Annotated in this window: 19 protein-coding genes and 1 pseudogene; 9 read left to right on the forward strand and 11 right to left on the reverse strand. The window is 62.1% G+C overall.

The features are described from left to right. Window positions 1-5 precede the first annotated feature (5 nt). From E4K65_RS10100 to E4K65_RS10130, 7 genes are all read left to right on the forward strand, one after another. Window positions 6-944: an ABC transporter permease gene (locus E4K65_RS10100; RefSeq protein WP_135174019.1), complete on the forward strand. Its 939-nt coding sequence runs from the start codon at window positions 6-8 to the stop codon at window positions 942-944. Next, complete coding sequence (locus E4K65_RS10105; protein ID WP_135174020.1) at window positions 941-1810, forward strand: ABC transporter permease; 870 nt, start codon at window positions 941-943, stop codon at window positions 1808-1810. Before E4K65_RS10100 ends, E4K65_RS10105 begins: the two co-directional genes overlap by 4 nt. Continuing rightward, entirely contained in the window at window positions 1807-2781 is a 975-nt protein-coding gene (locus tag E4K65_RS10110; RefSeq protein WP_135174021.1) for an ABC transporter ATP-binding protein, read from the forward strand. The genes E4K65_RS10105 and E4K65_RS10110 overlap by 4 nt, the downstream gene beginning before the upstream one ends. Before the next feature lie 1217 nt (window positions 2782-3998). Next, window positions 3999-5426 (forward strand): hypothetical protein, encoded by a 1428-nt coding sequence (locus E4K65_RS10115; RefSeq protein WP_235885554.1) that lies wholly within the window; start codon window positions 3999-4001, stop codon window positions 5424-5426. A gap of 266 nt (window positions 5427-5692) precedes the next feature. After that, window positions 5693-6151 carry a hypothetical protein gene (locus tag E4K65_RS10120; protein WP_025575093.1) on the forward strand — a complete coding sequence of 153 codons (459 nt, stop codon included), beginning with the start codon at window positions 5693-5695 and terminating at the stop codon, window positions 6149-6151. 141 nt (window positions 6152-6292) lie between these two features. Beyond that, window positions 6293-8029 carry a type I secretion system permease/ATPase gene (locus E4K65_RS10125; protein WP_135174120.1) on the forward strand — a complete coding sequence of 579 codons (1737 nt, stop codon included), beginning with the start codon at window positions 6293-6295 and terminating at the stop codon, window positions 8027-8029. 50 nt (window positions 8030-8079) lie between these two features. Next, a complete protein-coding gene (locus E4K65_RS10130; protein WP_235885556.1) occupies window positions 8080-9498 on the forward strand; it encodes an HlyD family type I secretion periplasmic adaptor subunit in 1419 nt (472 codons plus the stop codon). 145 nt (window positions 9499-9643) lie between these two features. On the opposite strand, the gene E4K65_RS10135 is transcribed toward E4K65_RS10130, so the two are convergent. Next, window positions 9644-10429 carry a response regulator transcription factor gene (locus tag E4K65_RS10135; RefSeq protein ID WP_135174023.1) on the reverse strand — a complete coding sequence of 262 codons (786 nt, stop codon included), beginning with the start codon at window positions 10427-10429 and terminating at the stop codon, window positions 9644-9646. A 212-nt stretch (window positions 10430-10641) separates the two neighbouring features. Further along, complete coding sequence (locus tag E4K65_RS48580) at window positions 10642-11226, reverse strand: hypothetical protein (RefSeq protein ID WP_235885558.1); 585 nt, start codon at window positions 11224-11226, stop codon at window positions 10642-10644. A gap of 541 nt (window positions 11227-11767) precedes the next feature. Here E4K65_RS48580 and rpiB point away from each other — a divergent pair. Further along, complete coding sequence (gene rpiB, locus E4K65_RS10150) at window positions 11768-12214, forward strand: ribose 5-phosphate isomerase B (RefSeq protein ID WP_135174024.1); 447 nt, start codon at window positions 11768-11770, stop codon at window positions 12212-12214. Between the two features lie 287 nt (window positions 12215-12501). Here the strand turns inward: rpiB and E4K65_RS10160 are convergent, their stop codons facing one another. The 8 genes from E4K65_RS10160 to E4K65_RS10195 form a co-directional block, all read right to left on the reverse strand. Then, window positions 12502-13677, reverse strand: a complete 1176-nt coding sequence (locus tag E4K65_RS10160) for a Gfo/Idh/MocA family protein (RefSeq protein WP_135174025.1) — start codon at window positions 13675-13677, stop codon at window positions 12502-12504. A 13-nt stretch (window positions 13678-13690) separates the two neighbouring features. Next, window positions 13691-14746 (reverse strand): sugar phosphate isomerase/epimerase family protein, encoded by a 1056-nt coding sequence (locus tag E4K65_RS10165; RefSeq protein WP_135174026.1) that lies wholly within the window; start codon window positions 14744-14746, stop codon window positions 13691-13693. 157 nt (window positions 14747-14903) lie between these two features. Next, entirely contained in the window at window positions 14904-16064 is a 1161-nt protein-coding gene (locus E4K65_RS10170; protein WP_135174027.1) for a Gfo/Idh/MocA family protein, read from the reverse strand. A gap of 13 nt (window positions 16065-16077) precedes the next feature. Further along, window positions 16078-16839 (reverse strand): sugar phosphate isomerase/epimerase family protein, encoded by a 762-nt coding sequence (locus E4K65_RS10175; protein ID WP_135174028.1) that lies wholly within the window; start codon window positions 16837-16839, stop codon window positions 16078-16080. A 25-nt stretch (window positions 16840-16864) separates the two neighbouring features. Further along, the gene (locus E4K65_RS10180; protein ID WP_135174029.1) at window positions 16865-17950 is read right to left on the reverse strand and encodes an ABC transporter ATP-binding protein; all 1086 of its coding nucleotides are present in this window, start codon (window positions 17948-17950) and stop codon (window positions 16865-16867) included. Between the two features lie 6 nt (window positions 17951-17956). Further along, entirely contained in the window at window positions 17957-18850 is an 894-nt protein-coding gene (locus E4K65_RS10185) for a carbohydrate ABC transporter permease (RefSeq protein ID WP_135174030.1), read from the reverse strand. Beyond that, on the reverse strand, window positions 18847-19725 hold the full coding sequence (locus E4K65_RS10190; protein ID WP_092183556.1) for a carbohydrate ABC transporter permease: 879 nt from the start codon (window positions 19723-19725) through the stop codon (window positions 18847-18849). Before E4K65_RS10190 ends, E4K65_RS10185 begins: the two co-directional genes overlap by 4 nt. 75 nt (window positions 19726-19800) lie before the next feature. Further along, window positions 19801-21042, reverse strand: coding sequence for an ABC transporter substrate-binding protein (locus E4K65_RS10195; protein ID WP_209312048.1), 1242 nt, complete (start codon window positions 21040-21042; stop codon window positions 19801-19803). A 180-nt stretch (window positions 21043-21222) separates the two neighbouring features. Here E4K65_RS10195 and E4K65_RS10200 point away from each other — a divergent pair, with 180 nt between their 5' ends. Further along, window positions 21223-22257: a LacI family DNA-binding transcriptional regulator gene (locus E4K65_RS10200; RefSeq protein ID WP_167770697.1), complete on the forward strand. Its 1035-nt coding sequence runs from the start codon at window positions 21223-21225 to the stop codon at window positions 22255-22257. A gap of 1170 nt (window positions 22258-23427) precedes the next feature. On the opposite strand, the pseudogene E4K65_RS48585 reads toward E4K65_RS10200, so the two are convergent. After that, window positions 23428-23556 (reverse strand): annotated as a pseudogene (locus tag E4K65_RS48585) (carboxyl transferase domain-containing protein); the annotation flags it as partial. Between the last annotated feature and the right edge of the window lie 2 nt (window positions 23557-23558).

Genomic DNA, 23558 nt, shown 5'->3' on the forward strand with positions numbered 1-23558 from the left:
GACCGGTGATTGCCTTCATCATCCGCAGGCTGCTCGCCTCAATACCGACGCTGCTCGCCGTGTTGACGCTCGTCTTCCTGCTGGTGCGTGTGGTCCCGGGCGATCCGGCCATTGCAATTCTGGGCGATCGTGCGACCCCGGAAACCCTCGCCGCCCTGCGCGCAGAACTCGGCCTCGATCGGTGGATCGGCGCGCAATATTTCGACTTCCTCGGCCATGCCATTCTTGGGGATCTCGGCACCAGCATGGTCACGCATCGTCCGGTCTGGACCGAAATTGCCGAAGCCTTGCCGCACACCATCGTCTTGACGCTGGCGGCCATGGCGATCGGCTGCCTGATCGGCATACCTGCCGGCGTCTGGGCTGCCCTCAATCGCAATGGCCCTGTCGACGTGCTGACGCGCCTTTTGTCATTGCTCGGGCTGTCTTTCCCAGTCTTCGTTTCGGGCATCTTCCTCCTGATCGTCTTCGCGCTGCAACTGCACCTTTTTCCGGTGATCGGCAATCCGCGCCCCGGCGACTGGATCGACGGCCTGCACAAACTCGTCCTGCCCGCGGTCACCCTCGGCGTCGTGATGGCAGCCTATGTCGTCCGCGTGACGCGCAGTTCGATGCTGCAGGTTCTTGGCGAAGACTACATCCGCACCGCGCGCGCCAAAGGCGTGCCACGGCGCGCCATCATCTGGCGCCACGGTCTGTCCAATGCCTTGATCCCGGTGGTCACCGTCGTCGGCCTCTATGTCGGCATCCTGATCGGCAATTCGGTGCTCACCGAAATCGTCTTCAACCGGCCCGGCCTCGGCAAGGTGATCGTCAGCGCGCTGACCAAGCGCGACTACACCATGTTGCAGGGTATGATGGTCATCTATTGTTTCCTGATCGTCGTCGTGAACCTGATCACCGACATCAGCTATGGCTTCATCGACCCGAGGGTCAAGCAATGACCGACGTGGCGCTTTCCGAACCACGATCGTCATGGCGTGTGATGGCCGGCCGGCTCTTGAGCGACCCCGTGACACTCGCCGGCGTCATCCTCTGCGCGATCGTCCTGGCCGGAGCGTTGCTGGCGCCGTGGCTTGCCCCTCGCGATCCCCTCGAACAAAACATTATCGATCGCCTGGCGGGGCCCGGTTCCGAGTATCTCCTCGGCACCGACCAATTCGGTCGCGACGTGCTGTCACGGCTGCTCTGGGGCGCGCGGATATCGCTGCTCGTGTCCTTTCTTTCCATCGCCAGTGCCGTCGTCGTTGGTGGGGCGATCGGCATGGTCAGCGGCTATATCGGCGGCCGCTTCGATCTCGTCACCATGCAGGTGATGGACGTCCTCCTGTCGTTCCCGAGCCTAATTCTCGGCATGATCATGGTGGCGCTGCTTGGTTCGAGTGTCACCAATCTTATCATTGCCATTTCGCTTACCGCGATCGCTCCCTTCGCCCGCATCGCGAGAGCGCCGGTTCTGGTGATCAAGGAACGTGCCTTCATCGAGGCCGGCCGCGCGCTCGGCTTTTCGCACTTGCGCATTCTGCTCGTGCATGTGCTACCCAACATCGTGACCGACCTCCTGGTCATGGGCACACTCTGGATGGCGACCGCGGTCCGCACCGAGGCCTCGCTCTCCTTCATCGGGCTCGGCGTCAAGCCGCCGACGCCGACCTGGGGCGGCATGATGCGGGACGGATTCGAGAACATTCTCGATTCGGCATGGCTGTGCATATGGCCGGGCCTGGCGATTCTTGTCCTGGTCCTGGGACTGAACCTGGTCGGCGACGGCCTCTGCGACGTTACCGATCCGAAAGCGAACGCCCAATGAGTGCATCCCACACTCTGCTCGAGGTTCGCGACCTCGCCAAGCATTTCACCGTGACCAAGGGCTTTCCTCGTCCGGTCACAACGACGGTCCGTGCCGTCGACGGTGTCGGCTTCGTAGTCGCGCGCGGCGAGGCGTTCGGCCTGGTCGGCGAGTCCGGCTGTGGCAAATCGACCGCAGCACGCGCTGTGCTGGGTCTGATTCCGCCAGATGCAGGCCACGTGCGTTTCGCTGAGATCGACGTGACCGGCGCCCGCGGATCCATGCTGCAGCAACTGCGCCGACGCATGCAGATCGTTTTCCAGGATCCCTATTCGTCACTCAATCCGCGACGCACGATTGGGCAGGCTTTGACGGAGCCGCTTGGCGTGCACGGCCTCGCGCGCGGCCGTGCCGCACGCGAACGCGCAATCGCGTTGCTGGAGGAGGTTGGCCTGCCGCCCTCCGCCTACGACCGCCATCCGCATGAGTTCTCCGGCGGACAGCGTCAGCGTGTCGGAATTGCCCGCGCGCTGTCCGTCGAGCCCGAGCTCATCGTTGCCGACGAGCCCGTTTCCGCGCTCGATGTCTCCGTGCAGGCGCAGGTGCTGCTACTGCTGAAGGATCTGCAGACGCGGCGCGGCCTGGCATTCGTATTCGTCAGTCACGATCTCGGTGTCGTGCGGTGGTTCTGCTCGCGCGTGGCGGTGATGTATCTCGGACGCATTGTGGAGACCGGCTCGGTCTCAAGCGTGTTCGGCGCACCGCGCCATCCCTATACGCGCATGCTACGTGATGCTTCGCCCATCCCGGACCCGGCCATCCGAGGCCAGCTGCCGCGGATCGTCGGCGAAATTCCCTCCGCCGCCAATCCGCCGGCAGGATGTCATTTTCATCCTCGTTGCCCCCGCGCATCGGATTTATGCCGCACTGCTTTTCCGGAATGGCGCGCTGATGGTGACGGTGCTGTCGCCTGTCACCACCCAGAGGATTGATTGTTCGCAGGAACCGTTCGCGCGTTCACGATACAGGCTCAACTATCTATTTCGAACAAGAAATGAGAGTGCTGAGTTCACCTATGAAACGTGGTCCCGCCTTCCGCCGGCACTTGCCAAGTGCGTTGTCGTCATCATCATCGCCAGCGCACGTCCTACGCCCAGGTATTGGGATGCGAAAATTCCTTCGTAGGCTCCACTCGAGATCACATCGTCCCAACACAGAACTGCTCACGTTGCTTGTAGTGAGATCTTTCTGGATCTCCCGGTGCACACGTCGTGCACACGCCGCCGTTTAGCCGATTGAAATACTTGAACTCTCGCTCCAATCCATCATGGGCAAGTTTAAGCTAGCTCCAGCAATCACTGTCCGATTGGAGCCCAATCAGAGAAAGGTTCGTCCGTCACCCCTGCCCCATGATTCCACCAATTGAAAAGCAGTGGGCGGAGAGAGTGGGAGTCAAACCCACGATTTTCGATCATTCCACTTCGAGCAATTCAGAGTACTGCCTTTGCATCCACGCCAAAATTGATCGCAGACAGCGAAAACTCTTGATGCGGCGGGCGCGCTTCTCAGAGGTTGTGACCTGGAAACGGCTGTCGGCCTACAGGGGCTGAAGCCACGGTCGCACACCGTCGAACTCAACTCATCGATGAAGAATTCCAGCATCTATGAGACGATTTTTCGCGCTTCAAACATAGGAAAAGCCGTCGAGCGGCCGGCACAATCGACGCGTAAATCCGCCAGCGCGAGTAATTCTCTTTGATGGATCTGAAGCGTATCGAGCTTCGGTCGTGGTCAGGCTGCTGCCCTACTTCGTCGAATCAAGTGTCGGAAACTGCCGCGGACAACGCGCCCGCGCAGTTGGCCAACTCGAACCAGACGGCATTGAAGGGACGAACTCGTTCCTAAGCAGCAACAAGAATCTGTCCTCCCGAAAACTGCGTTCCGGCCTTGAGGGCCGTCTGGCCAGCAACCAGGCGGGATAGGCCTAATGGCCTAGTCCGCTCGGATGCGAGCGATCAATTGGTGTGTGGGACCGTCAGCGTCTCGCCTCGGAAGGACTACCCGAACGGATGTAGCCGATGTAATGGCTGCCAGACGAAGCGCTATATCCGAACTGACGACTGGGCTTTCGACCTTCCCGGGATGACATTCTGTCTGGAGTGCAGAACCCGTCCGATTGCATGGAGCGATTGCGATGAGGGAGGCCACGATGGTTTTTTCGCGGATGTCGGATGGGATCCGGCTGCATCACGCCTCTCATCGGCACGATGGGTACGATGGTGACGACGAAGCGGGTCCGGCCCCGAACGCCCCGTTCCTGACTGACGCGGTCGGCGGTAGCGCCCTGGTCCATGGCCCCGGCCCGTTTGCAGGTCCTGGAGCGCACCCCGCGAACGCGAATACCCAGCATCATGACTCCGACCCGATTCAATCCAAACATCCCATATCGGGGGTCGACACGGGCGGCCACGTCGGCAACCACGCTGCGGTGGGCCTGGATGTTTCGTCCACCACGCCCGCTTCCGGCGCATCACATCCCGGGATGGGCATTGCTAAGGTCGAGAGCGGAGCGAACACGGCCGGGAACGGCGGAGACGGCTACTTTTACGGAAGTATCATTCACGCGTCCCTGTTGATCTATGAACCGATCAACATCTCGGTGAGCTTGGGATACGGCTCGGTCGCCCTGGCCAACCAGTCCAACAATTTGAATGTCGATCAATCCGCCTTTCAGATGGCCGGCGTCGGCGGCCATGGCGGCAATGACAACATTGCATCGGGAGGCAGCATCAGTACTTCCTTGACCGCCGGCGTGATCGCGAGCGGCGACAACGGCGCCGGAAACGGCGGCAGCGGCTATTTCTCGGGTGCGATCGTGGACGCTCCCGTGGTGATCTATCATCCGATCAATATAGCGGTGGCGGCCTCGGGCGGCTCTGCGCATGCAACTCAATCGAACACGGTGGACATCGATCAGTCGGCCACTCAGATCGCGGGCGTCGGCGGAAGTGGCGGAAATGGCAACGTGGCCGCCGGCGGCAGCGTCATGACGCTCGATCCCAGCTGGGGATCAAGCAACGGAGGGGGCGTCCCCGACGTTCAAACCGGCGGAAGCCAGGCCGGCAATGGCGGCGACGGCGCGTTCTACGGCGGGCTCGTCCATTCCTCCGTCGTGGTGTACGACCCGATCAACATCGCAGTCGCGGGCTATGGCTCCAACGTTCATTCGGTCCAGACCAATGACGCCTACGTGGATCAATCCATCATTCAGATCGCCGGCATTGGCGGGCACGGCGGCAACGCCAACGCCGCGGCGGGCGGCCATGCAAGCCTTCTTTCCCATGGCTTGTGGGGCGGCTCAGACACGATCGCGACCGGTTCGAACGGCGCAGGCAATGGCGGCAACGGATATTTTGCCGGCAGCCTGATCGATGTCAGCGTCGCGATCTATGCACCCATCAATATCGCAATTGCAGGTCCCCATTCGACGGCCGTAGCCGACCAGGTCAACAACGTGCACATCGACCAGAGCGCGATCCAGATCGCCGGTGTTGGCGGGGACGGCGGCAACGGCAATCTCGCGCTGGGTGGCGATCTTTCCGCCCATCTTCTGTCGGATCTTCACCTGTTGGGATAGCGAAACATCGCGCCGCTCGCACAAGCCCGATTACGAGCTGCGTCGACACTCCGCGCATGCAAGCTCGCGCTGCGGGCCCTCCAGGATGTTTCGAGCTCCGGTGTTGCGCGACGAATGTCGTACTTTCGTACGTAGGCCCGCCAAACCGGATGATGTCCGATTTGACATCTATCGCCATCGCGCGTGGGCGGATCAGACTTGCCGCGCGCGTCCGCCTGATCGGGATGGATGATGCACGAAAGCCAACAGAAACAGGGAGGCCCCAAATGTTGCCCAAAGCGATCCACATCTCGGACTCGATCGAATTCAAATCGATCAACACCGGTGGTCAAAGCGTCGGAAATGGCGGCGACGGCACCTTCAAGGGAGCCATCATCAGCAAGCCGACGCTCAACTTCGATCCAACCAACAAGGCGGAAGGTGCCGACGTGCACGTGAGCACCGGCGATCACGTCAAGCAGACGGCAGATTGGGATGCCGGCGGCGCCAACGCGAAGGCCTCGGTGTTCTCGAAGGCCCATGGCGGAGACGCCGAGTCGAACGGAAGCCAGAAATCCTACAGCGGTTACGATACCTCCAAGGTCTACGCCAATACGGATGCGACCCAGATCAACAAGGTCTCGGTCGACCAGCACCAGGAGGTCGTTGCCGGCATCGGCGGCAATGGCGGAGACGGCAACGCCGCGGTGGGCGGAGAGGTGAGCTTCCATCTCGATGCGTTCTGACCACCGGCTCGTCCGACTGGCAGGACCGGTGGCCGCCGCCACCGGTCCTGACGTTCGAACCGATACCCCGCCGATACCGTTGGCAGATGACGTTGGCCATCGGTCAAGTGCGCCGGACCTCGATTTCAGGCGGTGACGATCATGCTGATGCCGCCCATTCGGCTCCCCATCCTGCCGCAGATCGGGACGCCACTGCACGCGGCCCTCCGGTCCTGCGCGGGACCGCTCGGTCTCGTATTCGCGTATAGCTGCAGCTACAACCTGCTTCTGTTTGCGCCCTCCATCTATCTTCTTCAGATCTACGACCGGGTGTTGTCGAGCCGGAGCGGCGACACGTTGCTCCTGCTCACGCTCATTGTCGCGATCACGGTGGTCGTCGGCGGCGTGTTCGACGCATTGCGGCGCGCCGTCCTTGGACGCCTTGGCGCCTGGCTCGACGATCGCCTTCGTCCTTGCGTGCTCTCGGCCGGCCTCGAATCGGCGCTTCGCAGCGATTGGACGCAGGCGTCGGGCGCATATCGGGATCTCACCGTGCTGCGCCAGTTCGTCGAGTCCGGCGCATGTCCGATGCTGTTCGACGCGCTCTGGGCGCCCTTGTTCCTCCTTGTCCTCTTTCTGATTCATCCCCTGCTTGGCGTGGTGGGCGCCTGCTGCGTCGCCTTCCTGTTCGCGCTCACGGTTGCCGGAGAGCTGGTCACGGAAGACGTTCTGCTCAGATCCGGCGCCGCGCTGTCCAGAAGCTGCGGCCGCCTCCAGACTGCAGCGAGCAACATCCACATGATCCGCGCCATGGGAATGCTCGACAACGCTGCGCGTATGATCCACCGTGACGCGCAGCACGCGCGCAGAGAGCACGATGTGGCACTTCGGCGAGGCGAGATCGTCTCACTGGCCGCCAAGCCGGTTCGCGCGCTGTCGCAGGTCCTGATCATGGGGGCCGCCGCGTGGCTCGTCCTCGATCACGGGAAGAGTCCGGCAATCATCTTTGCTGCCACGCTGATGTTCAGCCGGGCGCTCGCGCCGGTCGAAAGTGCGGTCGCAGGCTGGAAATCACTCGTGACGGCCGTGAGCGCCTGTCAACGGCTCGGCGCACTTCTCGCCGCATTCCCCGTCGCCCGGCAGCAGAGCGCGGAGGTTTCTCCGCTGCAGGCGCGAAGCGGCCTCGTCGTCGACAATGTTGACGTGAGGCTTGCGGGGACCAACCATCTTCTCCTGAACGGCGTCTCGTTCAGCCTCATGCCCGGAGAATGCCTCGGCATCATCGGTCCGTCCGGGTCAGGCAAGTCCTTGCTCGGCCAGGTGATCGCCGGGCTGTCGATGCCAACGCATGGCCGTGTCGTCCTCGACAATACCGATGTCTCGCTGCTTCGCGAGGGCCGAAACGGCGACCGCCTCGGATATCTCCCCCAGGACATCAACCTGCTCGGCGACACCATCAACGACATCATCGCACGCCTTGAAGATGCCGACCGGCGGAAGGTCATCGAAGCGGCCAAGCTCGCCGGTATCCATGGGGCGATCATGCGCCTACCGCTGGGTTACGACACGGTGGTTCAGAGCGAAGCGACCTTCTCGCGCGGGTATCGGCAGCGCCTCGGTCTTGCCCGCGCCTTTTTCGGCAGTCCACGTCTCATCGTTCTCGACGAACCCAACGCCAGCCTCGACTACGGGGGCGAGCGAATGCTCCTGGATGCCATCGCGCGCATGAAGCTCGCAGGCGTCATCCTTGTCGTCGTCACTCACCGGATGGGTCTTCTCGCCGCCACGGACAAGATTGCCATCATGGAGGACGGTGCGGTTGCCGCGTTCGGCGACAGCGAGGACATCTTTGACCAGCACCTGAGCCGACCCCAGGTTACTTCGCAGATTGCGCCATGATCTGGAACTCTCTCACCATCTGGAAGATTCCCGCCGTCTCGAGGCTTCCCATGATCTGGGACCAGCTCATGCGAGCGCCGGCGAGCCCCCCGCCCGCCCGGCGATTTGGCGTCGTGGTGACCGCAATCGACGATTTCGAGCCTCTGGAATTTCCATGGTGCTCGACGCCCACGCCGACCTCTCCGCGCGGAAGGCTTCGCGGCATCACCGTCGCGGGCAATCTGCTGGTGCTCTGCTTCATGCTGGGGCTTGGTACATGGGCGAGCCTCGCGCCTCTCGAGAGCGCCGCGATCGCGTCTGGCGTTCTGGAATCGGAATCGAGCCGCAAGACGATCCAGCATCTGGAAGGCGGTATCGTCAGGAAGATCCTGGTTTCGGATGGCGATATCGTGCGCAGCGGCCAAACGCTGATCGCGCTGGACGACACCCGGGCCGGCTCGGAGATGCAAAGCCTCCAAGGTCAATTTTGGGACGCAGCTGCTCGTGCCGCACGGCTTCAAGCCGAGCAGCAGAGATTCGAGAGGATCGCAATCCCGGACGCATTGGAACAGGACAGCAGGCAGAACGGAGTGGCCGCCGCTGCGGTGTCGGCGCAGCAGTTCATTTTTCAGGCACGCACGCAGGTTCACGAGTCGCAGCTTGCGGTCATTCGCGAACGAAGGCATCAAGTCGAGAAGGAGATCGAAGGTCTCAAAGCTCAGGGAACCGCCACCGGGCAGCGGGTCGACATCGTTCGGGAGGAACTGGATATGGTCGCGACCCTCGTCAACAAGGGGCTCGAACGGCGGCCGCGGCTTCTGAACCTGCAGCGGGAGCTGGCCGACGTCGAGGGCCGCCGCGGCGAGATCGCCGCGCAGATTGCCCGCGCCGGGCAGGTCATCAGCGAACAGCAGGCCACATTGTTCAAGCTCGAGAGCGAGAGGCAGAACGAGATCGCACAGTCGCTTCGTGAAGCACAGAACCAGATATTCCAGCTCCGCGAGCGGTTGCTTGCGGCCAGGGATCAGCTATCGCGAACGGAGGTCAAGGCGCCCGAGGACGGCGTGATAACCGATCTGCGGGTTCATACAGCCGGCGGTGTCATCGGAGCAGGTGCTCCGCTCATGGACCTAGTGCCCCGGCAAGACCGTCTCATCGTAACTGCGCGCCTGAGGCCCGAGGACATCGATGTGGTTCATCCCGGCCTCAGTGCCGAGGTTCACCTCGTACCGTACAATCAGCGTCGCGTGCCTCGCCTGAAGGGATCCGTCGTGCACGTATCCGCAGACCGGCTCCTCGACAAGCGTACCGACCAGCCATACTACGCGACCAAGATCCGGATCGACGATGGGCAGATCGCGGCAAACGACATCCAGATCGTCCCCGGCATGCCGGTTCAAGTGTTCATCACGACCGGGCGCGGCACCGTGGCTCTCTACGCGCTCAGGCCCCTGCTCGACAGCTTCCGTGGTGCATTCAGAGAGGACTAAAGCGCGATGAGATTGGGATGAATCGTCATCGCGCTTTAGGTTGTTGTTGGATCATGATCTCCACGCAAACGCGTTCCGCGTTTGTCGCGAGGGAAAACCGCTGCGCACCTTGCGCTAACGCGGCCCTCCGGGTCCGGATCATGCTTTAGGTCTCCGGCATTAGAGCCGCGCCGGGGTCGTGATCGCGACTCTGCGCGGGCAACCGGCCGCGCCAGCGGAGGACGGCTTCCGTGCGATTGTGCGCAGCACATTTCCTCATGATATGCTGAATGTGCATTTTGACTGTGCTTTCCGAGAGGCCCAATTTGGCGGCGATCAGCTTGTTGGGCAGGCCGAGCTCCAGTTCCGCCAGAACCTGTTGCTCACGAGGCGTGAGATCGGTCACGCTCCTCCTGTCGATAGCCATTCTGGCTCCCTCGTTAGTCAGATATGCGGGCACAAGCCCGCGCTCATCCGGTGGCTCGAAATCCGGTATCCTGTTGATCCCGGCCACGGGCAACGGCCTGTAGGCGCCGCCGACAAGAACAAGGCGCAGGCCAGCTATGGCGATCTCGATCGGTAGCGAGGTGGAAAGAAAGCCACGCACGCCCCGCTGCATCGCGGCCTGCACGGCCGGTTCGTCGTCATGGTTTGAGAGGACAACAGTGGCGGCGTTGGGACAGCACTCCGCAACGAAGGCGAGATCGTCCTCAACCGAGGGATCGCCGATGGGCTTGTCCGCGATACTCAGCATCACCAGACGAACATCGCGGACTAACGTGCAGTCCAGGCCTTGGACCGTTGCCATGTCAAGGATCTCAAGTTCGTCCAACTCCCTCCTGAGGACGTGCAGAATGCATGTACGAGGCAACACGAGCGGCTCGATGATCACCAGAACCGGCAAGTGAAGCGATTCATTGAGCCGCTTTGAAGTGTTGATTATGTCGTGCATGATGCCCTCGAGATGAAAAGAATTTCCGCTATATTCCCATTCCGTATTGCGTCTCCGTGCTGCTGCATTCATCCTGAATGCATCATCACGAGAGCGGCGCAGTGCCGCCGTTAGTGCCGCATCCACTGCGGGATCACTTGACACCTGGGTGGAAATTCTTTCCGCTCAAATCATTTGGGCGTGTACCGCACGGTGGCGCAGTCGACGCATCCCTAATTGCAGATATTTCGATACGCCGTTGAGGCCGCCGACCCTGACCTACCGTCGACGACGTATGCTTCATCCTCCTTCACGAGATACAGAAACGGCCTCTCTCCAGTCTCGCCGCCTGACGCGCTTCTTCCTTTCACGCGCCCGCAAATCGTATCCACGCGGCGTCCAAGCATGTTCTTTCGCATTGCGCGCTTCACGTCGCTGAGTTCGACCGTTTCCGGATCCCCCATCTGCGTCGCGATCGCAACCTTCGCCTTGTCCAGAGCAGGATCCGACATCTCCGCGGTCCGTTCGGGTGCCGGGACGCTGATCCTCGTCCGCGGGGACGCCGCTTTGGCAAGATCGGTCGATCCGCGTTTCTTCGGAGTTGATGTCTTGCCGGGCCTTGCCTGCGTCGCGGAATTCGATCTGACAACCGCAGGCTCTGGCGCCAACGCAGTCGGCATTGGCTGCCCGGGTTGGGCGACAGCGCCCCTGTCGAAACAGGGTCGTGACGCGCACCCGAGGAAATACCCCCGGGAAGGCGCGAACCAGCCAAAGCCGATCAGGACTCCTGCCAGCACTCCGACAAAAAGCAGTCCCATCCGATTCCCCTCCTCGGGAGCTCGGCTCGCACTCGTAACTAGGACTAATTCCGCGCTGGTGATCTATCTGTTGCGCAAAAGCATTAAGCGCCCATTAAGCGCGCGCCGTTGTCCGGCCCATGCCTGGATGGACGAATTAGATCGGACTCCAGACCCGTGCCGCGATGATCGCAAAAGGCCAATCGTGAAAGCAATCATGGCCGATTTGGTCCGCTCTCGGACCATTCTGCAACTTGCGAGTTCGTCCGAAGGTTTGCACCACCAAACGCTGCCAATCGCCGACTTAGGCCTTCAGGTAAGTTTCGGAGCACGCACCAGCTTCGCACCAGAACCGGCGTAAACGAAACGCAACGAAAGCACTTGGACCCGAACAAAACCGCAGGAGATCAACGGAGCTGACCAATCTTCGGCCGCTCATAACGGTCTGGTTGCAGTTCCACGGGGTCGATCTCCCGGCCGACATGCGTAGCTGAGCCAGGAAGAAGCCGTGACAGCCGTTTCGCGGCTGTCACGGTCAATGAACAATCAAGAAGGATATTACATGCGTCTCGTCATCGGATCCGACCACGCCGGCTGGCCGCTCAAGCAGACCGTCATCGACCACATCCGTAAGCTCGGCCACGACGTCGTCGACGTCGGCTCCTATGACGACAAGCCGGTGGACTTCCCCAACATCGCGCGCGCCGTTGCGCAGAAGGTCACGTCGGGCGAGGCGGCACGCGGCATCATGGTGTGCGGCACCGGCGTCGGCGCCTCGATCGCCGCCAACAAGATGAAGGGCATCCGCGCGGCGGTCTGTCACGACGTTCATTCCGCACATCAAAGCGTCGAGCACGACGACGTCAACGTCATGTGCATCGGCGCGCAGATCGTCGGCGCCTGGCTCGCGGTGGACCTCGTCTCGTCCTACCTCACCGCCGAATTCTCCACCGACGAGGATTTCCGCCGCCGCGTAGAAAAGCTGCGCGTGATGGACGAGCAAGGCTGACGGCCTACCCGCCATGATCCTGGTGTTCGGGTCGCTCAACATAGATCTAGTCGCGCAAGTGCCCGTCATCCCTGGCCGCGACCGGACCGTGCTCTCCCCCTCCTACCAGACGCATTTCGGCGGCAATGGACGAACGATCCTAGCGAGTTGCAGGGTCGCAAATGGTGGACTTCGGAGGAACGGGGCGGCGATGAGGTCGAAGCGTCCGCCCGAGACGCCAATGTAGACTATTTCATCGCAGCGAGCGCCGGTATCGACCGACTGCCTCATGGCCCACGCGTCGGCAGCTACGTCATCCGAACCCAGGCGCCTTTGTGTGTCGCGGACTTCACGGCAGCATCGATGAACTTCACGCCTGCTAGACCATCCTCAACGGTTGGGAAGATCACCTCAGGATCTGGCTTCTGGCCGGCCTCTGCCGCGTGGATGGCGCGTGCTGCCTCGGCATAGATGGTCGCGAAACCTTCAAGGTAACCTTCGGGGTGGCCAGAGGGGACACGCGTAACGCGACTCGCCTCGCCCAAAACGCCGGCGCCGCCCCGGGTCAGGAGCTGCTTCGGCCGACCGTAGGGCGTGAACCAGAGCTGGTTCGGATTCTCCTGCGACCATTCGAGGCCGCCTTTGCTGCCGTAGATGCGTAACGTGAGGGCGTTCTCATTGCCGACGGCGACCTGACTCGCCCAGAGCATGCCCTTGGCGCCGCCTTTCCACCTGAGGAGGATCTGGACATCGTCATCGAGGCGCCGCCCCTCGACGAAGGTCGACAGTTGTGCGAGCAATTCGTCGAGCTTGAGCCCGGTGACAAAGCAGGCGAGATTGTAGGCGTGGGTGCCGATGTCGCCGATGCACCCTCCGGCGCCGGACCGGGCCGGATCCGTGCGCCACGCCGCCTGCTTGTGGCTGCTTGCCTCCAATCGCTCGGTCAGCCAATCCTGGAGATATTCGGCCTGGACCAGCCGGATCTCGCCGAGGTCGCCATTCGCGACCATGGCGCGGGCCTGCCGGATCATGGGATAGCCCGTATAGTTATGTGTCACCACAAACACCTTGCCACTCTTCTTGACGAGCGCCGCCAGCTCTTCGGCCTCCGCGACCGTCGTCGTCAGCGGCTTGTCGCAGATCACGTGGATTCCGGCTTCAAGGAAGGTCTTCGCGACCGGGCTGTGCATGTGGTTTGGAGTTACGATCGAGACCGCCTCGATGCCGTCCGCTCGCGCGGCTTCGGCTTTCGCCATCTCCCCGTAGGAGCCATAGGCGCGATCGTCCGCAATGCCGAGCTCCCTCGCCGAGGCCTTGGCTCGAACAGGATCGGACGCGAGCGCGCCGGCAACCAGCTCGAACCGGTCGTCGATGCGAGCGGCAATGCGGTGGACCGCGCCGATGAAGGCCCCCTGTCCGCCGCCGACCATGCCGAGCCGGATACGAGCATGACGGCCCGTCTCGTTGCTTGCTTTGATCGTCATTTGCTCCTCCCGCTCAGGATAGGCCCAGCATCTTACGGTTCGCTGTATCGTCGGTGCCGGCACCAGCGAAATCGTCGAAGGCTTTCTCGGTGACGCGAATGATATGGCTTTTGATGAACTCGGCACCCTCACGCGCGCCCTGTTCAGGATGCTTCAGCGCGCACTCCCATTCCAGCACCGCCCAGCTGCCGTAGTCGTGCTGCGTGAGCTTCGAGAAGATGGCGCCGAAATCGACTTGGCCATCGCCCAGCGAGCGGAAGCGGCCGGCACGATCGATCCAGCTTTGGAACCCGCCGTAGACACCCTGGCGGCCGGTCGGATTGAACTCGGCGTCCTTGACATGGAAGGCTTTGATGCGCGCGTGGTAGATGTCGATGTAGTCGAGGTAGTCGAGCTGCTGCAGCACGAAATGCGATGGATCGTAGAGCAGGTTCGCGCGCTTGTGGTTATTCACCCGCTCGAGGAACATCTCGTAAGAGACACCGTCGTGCAGATCTTCACCCGGGTGTATCTCGTAGGCGAGATCAACGCCGTGCTCATCTGCATAGTCAAGGATCGGTCGCCAGCGCTTCGCGAGTTCGTCGAAGGCGGTCTCGACGAGGCCGGCCGGACGCTGCGGCCAGGGATAGATGTAAGGCCAGGCAAGTGCGCCTGAGAAGGTCGCATGCACCGTGAGCCCGAGACGCCTGGAGGCCAAGATCGCGCGCTTGACCTGGTCCACGGCCCATTCGGTGCGCGCCTTCGGATTGCCGCGAACCTCAGGTGCAGCGAAGCCGTCGAACGCCGTGTCATATGCCGGATGAACGGCGACAAGCTGTCCCTGGAGATGGGTCGAGAGTTCGGTAATGGAAAGGCCGTGCCGGGCCGCGATCCCCCTCACCTCGTCGGCATAGTCCTGCGACTCCGAGGCTTTCTTCAGGTCCAAGAGCCGCCCATCCCAGCTCGGAATCTGGACTCCCTTGTAGCCGAGCGAGGCGGCCCATCCGCAGATTGAGTCGAAGGAGTTGAACGGCGCCGCGTCCGCAACAAATTGAGCGAGGAATATCGCTGGTCCCTTGATCATCTTCATCGAATGCTTCCTTCTCCCCTGGACGCTCCAGCAGCGCGCGCCCGCTGAGTTCGATACCTCATCAAAACTCGCCTCCCCTTGCTGGTTCCAGGATACAGAGCGGGCATTTCACTCCGATGTCCAGATCGGGCAATCGCATCTGGGGACTGTCCCGGCTTCAGAACGTCTCCCCGGCCCACAACGCCATCGCCTCGAGGTCGGACAGCGGCGCCGGTCGCTCGACGCGCGAGCGTACTGCAATCTCTCCGCCTTCGATGCCGGCCTTTAAGATCGCGTGCTTCACCTCCAACGCGTGACTCGCCAGCGCTCCGGAGGAGCGGTGTGGCGTGCCGCGCAGCACCGCACTTGCGAGTTCGGCGACGCCCAGGCAACGATAGTTGGCCTGGTTCGGTATGTGATCGGCCCAGTTTGGCGACCGCCAGTTGGGTTTCCCAAACGGCCGGTCGTCGGCGGGGACCGAGATCCAGTCGCCACCCTTCTCGGTGTATTGTATGGCGCCGCCGAAAAAATTGGGGTCCGGTACGCGCAGCGAGCCCTCGGTGCCGTAAAGCTCGATCGGCGGATGTCCGTGTTTCCAGACGTCCCAGCTCATCGCAAGGACGATGTCGGCGCCCGACTCGAAATGCAGCAGCGACATGATAGTCGTCGGAGTTTCAACCGCGACGGTCTTTCCGTTCATCGGCCCCTTCGAGGTGACGAGCCGCGTAGCGAAGCCGGCGCTCGCACGCCCCTGAACCATTGCAACGGGACCCAACAGGTTGATGAGGGCCGCAAGGTAGTAGGGCCCCATGTCGAGGATCGGTCCGCCGCCCGGCTTGAAGAAGAAGGTTGGATCGGGGTGCCAGTGCTCCATGCCATGCGACATCAAAAAGCAGGTACCGTAGAGCACTTTGCCGATCCGCCCCGTATCGACGAGCTCGCGTGCCATCCGTCCGCCGCCGCCAAGGAAAGTATCCGGCGCGCAGCCGAGCTTCAGACCGCGACGCGCTGCTTCCGCGACCAAGGTCGCGGCGTCGTTGGCTTCCACCGTGATCGGCTTTTCGCCGAACACATGCTTGCCGGCGTTAATTGCCGCATGACTCACGCCGTAATGCGCGTTCGGCGTGGTGAGATTGACGATGATCTGGATATCGGGACGCGCCAGCAGCGCCTCGATCGACAACGCCTCGATGCCGAACTGCGCCGCCTGGGCTTGCGCGGCCTCGGCCCGCAGGTCGGCACAGGCAACCAGCTCAAGATCGCGGAATTTCGGCAGGTTGTGCATGTAGATCGTCGAGATGTTGCCGCAACCGACAATGCCGACTCCGAGCTTGCTCATGATCCCCTCCCCGTCACGTCCAAGCCGCCACGGTCTCGCGCGCCCGGCGCGCGAAGCGGGCGACGTCGCTCGGCTTGTCGTGTTCGGCGACAAACAGGGAGACCCCGGCCTCAGTCATCGCCGCGCGCAGCGCCTGCCAGTCCATGATACCGTGGCCGGGATCGGCCCATCCGTCCTCGTCGGCGCATTGTCCCGAGGGTGCTAGGTCCTTGATGTGGCAAGCGACCAGGCGCCGCGCATGCTTCTTGATCTCGGCGACCGGATCGCCGCCGCCGCGCACGATCCATGCGAGATCGGCCTCCCAGACGAGGTCGGGGGCCTCCTCGAAAAGGCATTCGAGATAGGTCTTGCCGCTTCCTGTGCGGCCATATTCCCAATGATGATTGTGCCAGCCGAACTTGAGCCCCTCGCCGGTCACCGCCTTGCCGATCTCGGCAAGCTCACGCCCAATGTTGCGCCATTCCTGCTCTCCGCCCTCGCGCTCGCCCAATGGTGGGGCCGGCGCAAAGATGGTCCCGATGCCGAGTCCCTTGCACATCCTCGCCGTGCCGACCGCATCCTCACGCAGTCGGTCGAGGCCGACATGGGCGCTGGGCGCAGTCATCTTGTGGACATCGAGGAGCCTCTTCAGCGTCTCGGGATCGTTGAACAGTCCGCCCCAGGGCTCCACCATCGTGTAGCCCAGGTTGGACAGCAGGGCGAACTGCGCCTCGAGCGGGGTGATGGAGCGGGCAGAATACAGCTGGATAGAAAATCGGTCGATCGGCTTGGTCATGTCGCGCTTTCGGCAGTTGGAGGATCTAGAGGCGCTGTCCGCTTATCTCGTCGAACAGCGACAGGGCTTCAGCGGGGAACCGGACGTTGAGCGTGTCTCCCACACACACCTGCGCGTCGGCGTCGTGGCGGAAGGAGAAGGCGGTATTGTCGGCAAGACGGCACCAAATCAGCGTGTCGGCGCCCATCGGCTCGACCATCTCGACGCGGGCCGACACCGCGGATGGATCGTCGGACGCAGTCAGCTCGATATGCTCGGGACGGATGCCGAGAACGGCCGGCGCGTCGGTCGGCAGGCCACGAAAGGCGTAGCCGTTCAGTCCGAGCCGGTTGGCGCCGGCGATGAATCCAGTCTCGCCGTCACGTGCGATCCGGCCGGGAATGAAATTCATGGCGGGCGAGCCAACGAAGGAGGCGACGAACCGGTTGACCGGCTCGCGATAGATCTTCTTCGGCGTGTCGAGTTGCTGGATCACGCCACCTTGCATCACCGCGATCCGGTCCGCGAGCGTCAGCGCCTCGATCTGGTCGTGTGTCACGTAGATCATGGTGGCGCCGAGCCGTGCATGCAGCCGCTTGATCTCGACTCTGAGCTCGGCGCGCAACTGGGCGTCCAGATTGGAGAGCGGCTCGTCGAACAAATAGACGCCGGCATGGCGCACCAGCGCCCGTCCGATCGCGACACGCTGGCGCTGGCCGCCGGAGAGCTCGCTGGGACGGCGGTCGAGGAGGCTGTTGAGTTGCAGCATCCGCGCGGCCTCTCCGACGCGGCGCTCGATCTCGTCTCGCGGCGTGCCCGCGACCGACAGCCCGAACGACATATTCCGGCGCACGCTCATACGCGGATACAGCGCGTAGCTCTGGAACACCATCGCGATGCCGCGATCCTTCGGTTCTGCCCAGGTGACATCGCGGCCGCCGATATGGATCTCGCCACCCCTGACGTCGATCAGCCCCGCGATCGCGTTGAGCAATGTCGACTTGCCGCAGCCGGACGGCCCAAGCAGCACGAGAAACTCGGACGCCTCGACATTGAGATTGAGGTTCTCCAGCACCTTCAGGCCGCCAAAGCCGATCTGCAGGCTCCTGATGTCGACATTCGATTTCTGCATGCTGCGTCAGCCTTTCACTGCGCCGGCGGCGATGCCGCGCACGAACCAGCGGCCAGAACCGAAATAGACGACGAGCGGCAACAGCGCGGTCAACAGCGTTGCCGCCATGTCAACATTGTAGGCGCGCTCGCCTTGCGTCGAATTGACGATGTTATTGAGCTGCACCGTCATTGGCAGATTGTCACGGCCGGCGAAAACGAGCCCCAGGATGAAATCGTTCCAGATGCCGGTGGTCTGCAAGATCACCGCGACCACGATCATGGGCGTGGCCATCGGCATCATGATCCGCGCATAGATCTGGTAGAAGCCGGCGCCGTCGACGCGGGCGGCCTTGAACAACTCGACCGGCAGCGACGCGAAATAGTTGCGAAACAGCAGTGTCATGGTGGGAAGGCCGAAAATCGTGTGGATGATCACGATGGTTAAGAGCGACTGCCCGAGCCCGGTGAAGGAGAACACGCGCACCAAGGGATAGATGAACACCTGATAGGGGATGAAGGCGACCACCATCATCGTGCCGAACAGGATGTTGCCGCCGCGCACACGCCACAGCGACAGCGCATAGCCGGTGAGCGAGCCGACCAGGATGGAGATGACCACCGACGGCACCATGATGCGCAGCGAGTTGAGAAAGCCGATCTTGATGCCCTGGCAGGTCAGACCGGTACAGGCCGACGTCCAGGCCTTGACCCACGCGTCGATGCTGGGAGCTACGGGCAAGGCCAGCAGATTGCCCTGCCGTATCTCTGCCATCGGCTTCAGCGAGGTGACGACCATCACATAGAGCGGCAGCAGGAAATAGAGCGCGGTAATGAAGATGAAGGCATAGAGGCCCCAGCGCGCCGGGGTCATGCGCTTCGACCGGCGAGCGGCGGGCAAGGGCTGAGCCGCCGCTGTCATCGCATTTCTCCCTTGCGCGTGCGCCAGTAGAAATAGGGCGCGACCACCGCGATCACCGTGATCAGCATGGTGGTGGCCGCCGCCGTCGCAAGCCCGATATTGGCGCGTTCGAACAAATGATCCATGACGAACTTGGCGGGTACCTCCGAGGCGATGCCGGGCCCGCCGTTGGTCATCGCGACCGAGAGGTCGTAAAGGCGCACCACGCCGGTCGAGAGCAGCACCGCGGCGGTCGCAAAGCTTGCACCCATCATCGGAATGATGATCGAGACATAGACCCGCCATTTCGGCAGGCCGTCGACTCGCGTCGCCTTCCAGATCTCCTCGTCGACGCCGCGAAGGCCGGCGAGCATGATGGCCATCACCAGCCCTGAAGCCTGCCAGACACCCGCGATGACCAGGCAATAGATTGCGGTCTCCGGCCGTACAATCCAGTCGAACGTCGCACCTTCGAAGCCCCAGCTGCGCAGCACATGCTGGATGCCGAGCGTCGGGTTGAGCAGCCATTGCCAGACCAGGCCCGTGACGACGAAGGACATCGAATAGGGATAGAGATAGATCGAGCGGATCGTGTCCTCGGCACGCACCCGCTGATCGATCGCAACCGCCAGCAGGAAGCCGATGGAGAGAGCGAGCGACACGAACAGCACACCGTAGATAACGATGTTGTGGACCGAGGTGATCCAGCGGTCGTTACCGAACAACATCTCATATTGCCGAAGCCCGACGAAATTGTTGTTCGGCAGCATGCGCGAGTTGGTCAGCGACATCCAGACGGTCCAGCCGGTGGCACCGATATAGACGACGAGCATCACCAGCAGCGCCGGCAAGAGCGCGGTGATCGCGGAAATTCGGGAGTTCAGCGAAAGACGCATCGCATCGCCGGATTGAAAAGAGGTCGACGGGTGGGAAAGGCGGCCAACAGCTCGTCAGCCGCCTTTTGTGATGCATCACTCCTGGGACTTCAGCACAGCCGCGACCTTGGCGGAGAATTCATCGGCGCTCATATTGGTGTTCCAATATTGCGAGATGGCATCCTGCAGCGCGCCGATCATCGCCGGCGGCGCCAGCATGTCGCCGGACGGCATTTGTTGGGCCTTGTCTGCGACATAGCGCATGCCCTTCTGGGCACATGCGTCGAGTGCGGACGTATCGACATCGCTACGCACCGGGATCGAGCCCTTCTTCAGCGCGAACTGGATCTGGGTCTCGGGCGTCAGCATCAGTCTCGCCAACGTCATCTGCGCCTTGGTGACGGATGGGTCCTTCGCCTTCGGGAATACGAACACATCGCCGCCCATCACATAACCGCCGCTGCCGTTAGACAGCACCGTGCAGCCATAGTCCTTGTCGGCGATTTTGCCCGCCGCGATGAATTCGCCCTTGGCCCAGTCGCCCATGATCTGCATTCCGGCCTTGCCCTGGATGACGAGATTGGTCGCGTCATTCCAGTTGCGGCCGGGCGCGCCGGCATCGACATAGTCCTTGAGCTTCTTATAAGTGACGGCGACCGCCTTGAACTCGGCGCTCCGGGCCAGCGACGCGTCGCGCTTGCCGAGGATGCCGGTCCACATCTGTGCGCCGCCGACGCCGATCAGGACCGAATTGAACAGGTTTTGCTCCCAGTTCTTCTGGCCCGAGAAGGCCAGCGGGATCACCTTGCCCTCGGCCTTGAGCTTGTCGAGAATAGTAATCGCGTCATTCCAGGTCTTCGGCTCATCGGCGCCGACGGAGGCAAGCACAGCCTTGTTGTACCAGAGCCAATTCTGACCGTGGATGTTGATGGGCACCGCATACATCTTGCCGTTGCGGGTCGCGGCGGCAGTGATCGCGGCGGGCATCACGCCTTTCCAGTTGCCTTCGGTTGCGACCGCATCGACATCGGCGAGCAGGCCGCCTTCCACCAACTCGTCGAACTGCTTGCCGGTGTTGAGCTGCATGGCGGTCGGCGGATTGCCGGCGACGGTGCGGCTGATCGCGGCGTTTCGCGCATTCGCAGCGCCGGCGACCGCGCTGTCGATCCAGGTGCCGCCGGCCTTGGTGAACTGGTCGGCAAACACCCTAACGGCGGCCGCCTCGCCGCCGGAGGTCCACCAGTGGATGACTTCGGCCTTCATCTCTTCTGCGGAGACCGGTACCGAGACGCAGGCCGCGGCGACAATCGCCACCGATGCGAACAGTGTGCGCTTCATCATTCCCTCCCGATATGCCTTTGCAGGCGTGTGTATTCAGCGTGCGGCCCTTATGGGCTCGTTGTGGCTTTACACATCAAATGTAATCGATTACATCCTAACTCTAGCAGAACTTTTTGATTTTGCAAGTCCCGGTACGACGCCGAGATGGCGAGCCTCAATATGTCCAAGCGAACCAGAGTGATACGTCAGAAGACGGCCAAAATCGCCGATGTCGCGCGACTGGCAGGAGTCTCGGTTGCGACCGTCAGCCGGACGCTGGCGCGCCCCGAGGTCGTGATTGAAGAGACCCGCACACGCGTACTCGCCGCCGTGCGCGACACCGGCTACACGCCGAACATTTCCGCAAGGAACCTGCGCGTCCGGAAGACCATGGTCGTGCTGGTGGCAGTGCCGGACATCGCCAACCCGTTCTTCGCTGAGGTTCTCCAGGGCATCGACGATACGCTGTCGGCCGCCGGCTACGGGCTTATTATTGCCAATCTCGCCGGCTCGCCGGAGAAGGAGGCGCGCTACGTCGACTTGGTCTGCGCCGGCCAGGCCGACGGCGTGCTGCTCTTGTGTGGCCACGTGATGCGCAGCCCCGACCGCGACTTGCGCGACGCGGGCGTGCCGTTGGTTGCCGCCTGCGAGTACATCCCGCGAGAAAGCTTCCCGCAGGTCACGATCAATAATGTCGACACCGCGCGCGAAGCGGTGCGACACTTGGTTGAGCTCGGCCACACAAGCATCGCCTATTTGTCGGGGCCGAACTTCAACATCCTCGAGCAGCAGCGTCTCGAAGGCTATCGACAGGCCTTGCACGACGCAGGAATTGCGACCGATGCGAGCTTGATCCTGCCCGGCGATTTCACTTTCCGCACCGGTGTCGAGGCCGGCCGGACACTTCTGGCGCTCAAGCCCGCGTCGCGCCCGACAGCGCTGTTTGCGGCCAACGACGAAATGGCAATCGGCCTGATCAAGACCGCGCGCGCCGCCGGCCTCCAGATCCCGGACGATCTCTCCGTCGTTGGCTTCGACGGCATCGCCTATGCCGACTATTGCGAGCCGACCCTGACGACCATCGTCCAGCCCCGTCGCGGTCTAGGGGCCACCGCTGCAGCAGAACTGATCGCGCTAATGACGAACGGCAGGGCGGAGCCGCAGAAGGACATTAAGCTTCCCGCCATGCTGATGCTGCGCGACAGCACGCGCCCGCCGCGGAGGTCCGGCTAGGACGGCTACATTCTTCTGGACCCAGCCAAAAGCCGCGGCAAATCACTGCCGACCAGCACAGCCTTCATCGGCATCATCTCGGTGGGCATGTGCTTCGTTAACATTTCCGGCGGCGACCTCAGACGGCGTCGACGGCCCGCAAGGGTTGGCTCAAAAATCGACGGCTCCGATCTTTGGCAGGCAATTATTGATAGCGGGAGACCGCTACATGGCTAAACCCACTACTGTGGAGGCGCTGTTCTCTCACCGGAGGGCAGCTTAACTCCCGACCTCATGCCTTGATAGCCCGCCAGAAGCCGCCGTTCTTACGCGGTCCACGCACGCCCGTGCGTCGATGTAAAATTCACGAGAAGGGTTTTCCCTTTGTCGGCATGACCGCTTCGACATAGGCACTGAGGACCACCCGCTGGGGGTTCGTTCTGCGACTAGAGGCCGGCTCCTCGGTCGGGTGGCGCCTTTCCAAATGCCAGTCTTCCAACCGCTGGCCGTAAGTTCTCGATTTCAGTTCCAACCATTGGCTCGAGCGAACTCAGAATGGCGGAATCAAAATCAGTTTGATTGTTCAACGATTTCAAGCCGCATTTGGAGAAAACGGGCCAATTCGCCCCTAGTAATATCAATTGCTCAGCAGGAATTTCCAAACAAGGACGCGTCTCTCTAACTACATGCTGCTCGTGAAAGCGGTCACCCTCAGTACAATGCCTCAGCCATTCTCATCCGGAGATCTGCTCCGGAAGCCGCGCCGACGCACGACCAACGCGTCGTAGAACTTTGTGTGTACCGATCGAGCAGCTAATTAAGAGACAGCGACGGGGTGAGAACAATCAATGACTTACCGGTCGCACCGCTGGGCTTAACCGACCGACAATGGGCATTCGTCGCACGAGATCAAAGAGCGCTCACTCGAAATCTTCGGGGACGAAAAGCTGGACACGTTGAGCGAAAGATCGGGATCGGGCTTCGGCCATTCATTGATGCGGCGCGCCGCTTCGAGGCGGAGACAATTATGCTGGCGCGCAGCGAATCCCATCAAGGGGTATTCACTGTAGCTCAGAACGACCGTAGGAACGGGCTGCGGCGTTGGTGCCGCAAGCAGCACAAAACCTAGCAAAGGCGCGCCGCGCTCGGTCCCAACTGCGCTTGCTGAGCGGCAGCACGCCGAACGCGCCGCTCGTACTCGCGGCCGACCATGAAACCGGTAATGTTCTGCAGGAACAGCAGCGGCGTACGATTCGTGTCGCAGAGCTGAATGAAATGGGCGCCCTTCAATGCGCTATCGCTGAACAAGACACTCCCAGATG

Source organism: Bradyrhizobium niftali (assembly GCF_004571025.1).
Lineage (GTDB): Bacteria > Pseudomonadota > Alphaproteobacteria > Rhizobiales > Xanthobacteraceae > Bradyrhizobium > Bradyrhizobium niftali.